Origin of the sequence: Methylobacter psychrophilus (assembly GCF_025583945.1) — a bacterium.
GTDB lineage: Bacteria > Pseudomonadota > Gammaproteobacteria > Methylococcales > Methylomonadaceae > Methylobacter_C > Methylobacter_C psychrophilus.
The window spans coordinates 1-4,604 of the sequence record NZ_JAOEGU010000105.1; the positions used below are offsets into that span (position 1 = coordinate 1).

Consider the following 4,604-nt stretch of genomic DNA (forward strand, 5'->3'; position numbering starts at 1 on the left):
CTACGAAACAGGCTCTGATTATATTAATAACCAGTCCTAAGGTCGGGACGGCCTCCCAATAAACGATTAAAGCTTACTTGATCTTTTAGTAATATTTTATTAATTTTGATCATACAAGGTCGGGTTACGGCTATCGCTAACCCGACCTACGGGGCTGATACAAACCCAGGCACAATGTTATAAATTTGACAGTGTGGATAAGTTAAGATTTATCAAACCGTTTGAAACGACAGAACAAAAACTTGGGTTTATCAACAGGCTAATGGCAACATTAAGGCTGGAAGCCGTTAAGTAGCCCCAGTATTGCGTTCAGTGTATTGTCGTTTTGGAAAAAAGAACCAGTACAATCACGCCGGCGATTATAAGGGTAATACCAATAATGGCCATCATGTTGAGTGCCTGGTGATAGATTATCCATCCAATCAGTGCGAGCAGGGCTATGCCAACACCGGACCAGATGGCATAGGCGACACCCAGTGGTATGGTACGCAATGTCAGTGAAAGAAAGTAGAACGACGATGTGTAGCCAATAACGACAAGCAACGAGGGAAGCCAGCGCGTAAAACCCTCTGTGGTTTTAAGTGCGGAAGTTGCAATAACTTCAGACAAGATTGCTATTGCCAGGTAGATCCACTGCATGATTTTACTAAAGCCTAAGGTAAAGTTGACCGGGCATTGGCCAGAGAAAGTATAAAAGAAGATAACAACGTTTCGATGATGTTTGTTGTAAGGTATATCTTACAGTAATTTGTAAGCATCTATTTAATTGCATTTTGTCTAACGCGTTATCGACCAACGATAATGATCAACTATTTCAGGAGAGTAACCCAACCATGCAAATACAAATTCTAAAATCCGATGAAGCTGATGAATACTACTTCGATGAAGGTTGTTTTATTTTGGAATTATCAAATTCACCAGAAGACCCAGGTATGTCTATTGCCAGAGCCACGGTTAAGGCCGGGGTGACCACCAAATTGCACCGTTTAAACGGCATTGTCGAAAGATACGTTATTTTGTCAGGGAGCGCAAAAGTTGAGGTAGGCGAGTCGGGGGAGCAACAGTTATCAGCAGGCGATGTAGTTATTATTCCATCCTTGTGTTCACAAAGAATTACCAATATAGGTGCAGAAGATCTGGTTTTTTTAGCCATCTGCACACCACGTTTTACTGAAAAAGCCTATGAAAATATAGAGTAGGTTTGGGGATAATTATTCAGCCCCCAGCTTTGAAAAAGAGGAGTTAGGGGTAAGCCATTCCGAGAGTGTATTGATTTTTAGTTGGAACTGACTGGCAAATCACGGCCATGAACTATCGGTCGCGACTGGCTGCTTTATGGCGATGAATATTGCAGAATGACGTTCAGTAGTCGCCCCAAAAAACATCGCCTGCCGGTTACCTTAAAAATCGGTCATTCAGAAAACCAGCTTTGACTGGATATCTAAAGCCATCCCCGTACAGGTCTCAGTGGCTGTGCACCTTGGTCTTAAACAGTTTTATTTATCATCCGGGGCTGTCACTTCTACTGAGGTCAAATCTGGTAAGGCCGCATCATTTCGTTGTCCTCGTGTTCGAAGATGTGGCAAGGTTAGACGTTTCGGCGATTTCGGGTCGACATCTAATGGTGCCAAAAGTCCCGCTGGATATCAAACCACAATTCATGCAAGAGTAACTTTTATTTTGGCGAAGGTATTGTTTACCGGATATAGATAAAGCCCAATTAACCTATAAATAAATACCCATTGCCTGCCACCTCTTTTGCAACACTTGTCGGTATCTGGGACAACGCCAAGCCAGTCAAGGTGATCGAGGTATCAATCAGGCCATCATTGTTTAAGTCATAATGAAAGGTCGCACCTTTATAGCCATCTGCACCTTGATTTTCCATGGTAAATACTTGCTTGCTGACACCGGTATTCCAACCCCAGATATTGATCTGATCACCCGCGCTAAAATCGGTGACCGTTGACCAGGTAGTTATTCCGCCGCGACCATCCAAAAATATCGTGTCGTTACCACTGCCACCGGTCAGGAAGTTGGAGCCTGTGCCGCCATCAAGTACATCATCACCTGCGCCGCCATTGGCGGCATCGTCACCGGCCAATAAATTCATAAAATCGTTGCCTGTTGATCCGGTAATCACATCCCCGGTTGCATTCCCCAATAATTGATATTCTAAAAAAGTAACCGGGCCGGTATATTTCGTGGGCATGACATAGCTCGATGCGCCATCGCTGGCACTTGAGGTAAACAAAGGCACGGGCGCGGACTGTGCAAGCAACTCGTTAATTGATAAACCGCCATCCATAAAGCTCAGGTTTTCAATATTCAACAGGGTGTCCGTACCTTGGGCACTTTTGATCATCAACGTACCATCACTTGAACGACCGACTTCAATGACTGCGTTTTTATTAAAGTCATAGAGTACGGTGTCGTTGCCTGTGCCGCCATCAATGTGGTCATTGCCTAAGCGGCCATAAATACTATCGTTGCCAGCGAGTGCATTGATAATATCGTCACTGCCTGTACTCTTGATAGAGTCATCACCGTTAGTTTCCGCTGAGACTGTCGTAAAATCATAACTGCTAATCCCTGCGTAATTGTTACCTGCCAAGTCTTTAACGCTGCCCGAAGCAAAAGTAACAAAATAGTGGTTGTTGTTGGCAAGATTATTGGTGGGATCAATTGTTAGCATGTTACCTGATATAACCAGGCGATTACTGCTGACCGCATCAAAACTTTCTATGACAGTTCCGGTTGTCGAGCCACTGTGTAACTGGATGAGGCTGGTGCCTTTCTGAATGGTTTCGCTAAAAGTCAGGACAATATTATTGGCTACCGCTACATCGGTATTGCCATCAGCGGGGCTAAAAACGCTGATGATTGGGGCGTGGTGTCTATAACAAAAACAGGTGTGCCTGCTGATGGAGCATTGGTATGTGAATTACTTATAATCGAAGCCAAAGATAGGTCATCTGTTTTGTCAGAAATCATAGCATTAATTAATGCTATATCTGTAGTTCCAAAGTAATTATTGGAAGCTATAGTGGACCCCAAAATCCGGACAGTCGATTAAGATGGTGTCTTCCATAAAAAAAGTAGACAGGAATGAGTGAAAAAAAACGTAAGATTTTGACGGGGACACAAAAAGCTAAAATAGCGTTAGAAGCTTTGAAGGAGCAAAAAACGGTAAATGAGATTGCTCAAGAGTATGGCGTTCATCCTACCCAAATTGGTTTATGGAAGAAGGCCTTGTTAGAAAATGCCAGCCAACTATTTGAGGTAAAGCGTGGCTCGAAGCCCCTTGATCCTCAGAGCGATCCGGTACGTTTGTATGCCAAGATTGGTCAGCTTAATATGGAACTGGACTGGCTTAATACCCGCACGGGGCACTAGAAAAAAGTCAGGAATCAGTTTTTAAGCGAAAGACAGAGCTGGATCGATCCCCATGATGAACTGGCGTTGGTTCGGCAGTGTAAATTAGCGAGTATTGCCCGATCCACCGTCTACGCTAACAAGACAGTAGTTGTGAATGAATACGAGCTGTTATTGCTGCGTTTGCTGGATGAAGAATATACCCGCCATCCTTTTTATGGGAGCAGGAAAATGACAGTCTGGCTACGCGGACAAGGGCATGGCGTGAACCGAAAACGAGTGCAGCGTTTGATGCAAATACTGGGGTTGGTTGCCATGGTGCCTGGTCCTAATACCAGTAAAAAACATCCGCAACATAAGGTTTATCCGTATTTACTCAGAGGGTTAGCTATTGTCCGACCGAATCAGGTCTGGAGTACGGATATAACTTATATACGACTCGCGCATGGCTTTATGTATCTGGTCGCAATCATTGATTGATACAGTCGTAAAGTGTTGGCGTGGAAGGTTTCAAACACCATGGATGTTGGTTTTTGCCTGGACTGTTTGACTGAGGCGCTTAATCAACATGACGCACTAGAAATTTTTAACACCGATCAGGGATCGCAGTTTACCAGCACCTTATGGGTCAATAAATTACTGGAACACAGCTGTAAGATTAGTATGGACGGTCGGGGTCGTGCCTTGGACAATATTTTTGTTGAACGGCTATGGCGTAGTGTCAAATACGAGGACATTTACCCGAAAAACTATGTCATTGTGCCTGAACTGTTGTTGGGTCTGACCGCGTACTTTATATTCTATAACAGTGAGCGGTTTCACCAGGCATTGAGCTATAAAACGCCGAATGAAGTTTATCAGACAGGCATCGGCGGCGGCGTAAAAGTAGTTGATCATTTTAGTGACAAACGGGTTTCTTCAAAAGAAGAAGTGGGACAGCGCCAATCTGCTGTAACGGAATCGATGCCCTCTTAATTAGGCTTAAATATTGTCTGGACAATGGGGTCCACTTTACCCGATCCACCGTCTACGCTAACAAGATAGTAGTTGTGGATGAATACGAGTTGTTATTGCTGCGTTTGCTGGATGAAGAATATACCCTCCATCCTTTTTATGGCAGCAGGAAAATGACAGTCTGGCTACGCGGACAAGGGCATGGCGTAAACCGAAAACGGGTGCAGCGTTTGATGCAAATACTGGGGTTGGTTGCCATGGTGCCTGGCCCTAAT

Annotated in this window: 3 protein-coding genes and 2 pseudogenes; 3 read left to right on the forward strand and 2 right to left on the reverse strand. The window is 44.2% G+C overall.

All coding sequences use genetic code 11. The features are described 5' to 3' along the window. Positions 1 to 309: 309 nt before the first annotated feature. Positions 310 to 642: a DMT family transporter gene (locus tag N7974_RS20150; RefSeq protein ID WP_262967324.1), complete on the reverse strand. Its 333-nt coding sequence runs from the start codon at positions 640 to 642 to the stop codon at positions 310 to 312. A gap of 191 nt (positions 643 to 833) precedes the next feature. On the opposite strand from N7974_RS20150, the gene N7974_RS20155 reads away from it, so the two are divergent. Continuing rightward, positions 834 to 1,199, forward strand: a complete 366-nt coding sequence (locus N7974_RS20155) for a cupin domain-containing protein (protein ID WP_262967323.1) — start codon at positions 834 to 836, stop codon at positions 1,197 to 1,199. Between the two features lie 521 nt (positions 1,200 to 1,720). Here the strand turns inward: N7974_RS20155 and N7974_RS20160 are convergent. Further along, on the reverse strand, positions 1,721 to 2,926 hold the full coding sequence (locus tag N7974_RS20160) for an Ig-like domain-containing protein (RefSeq protein ID WP_317451638.1): 1,206 nt from the start codon (positions 2,924 to 2,926) through the stop codon (positions 1,721 to 1,723). A gap of 182 nt (positions 2,927 to 3,108) precedes the next feature. Between N7974_RS20160 and N7974_RS20165 the strand changes: the two are divergent. Together N7974_RS20165 and N7974_RS20170 are read left to right on the forward strand one after the other, a co-directional pair. Beyond that, a pseudogene (locus N7974_RS20165) lies at positions 3,109 to 4,350 on the forward strand (IS3 family transposase). 41 nt (positions 4,351 to 4,391) lie between these two features. After that, positions 4,392 to 4,604 (forward strand): annotated as a pseudogene (locus N7974_RS20170) (IS3 family transposase); the annotation flags it as partial.

Bases quoted from the DNA above. Each gene is read 5' to 3' on its own strand.
- N7974_RS20155 (WP_262967323.1), top strand. From the start codon at position 834: ATGCAAATACAAATTCTAAAATCCGATGAAGCTGATGAATACTACTTC.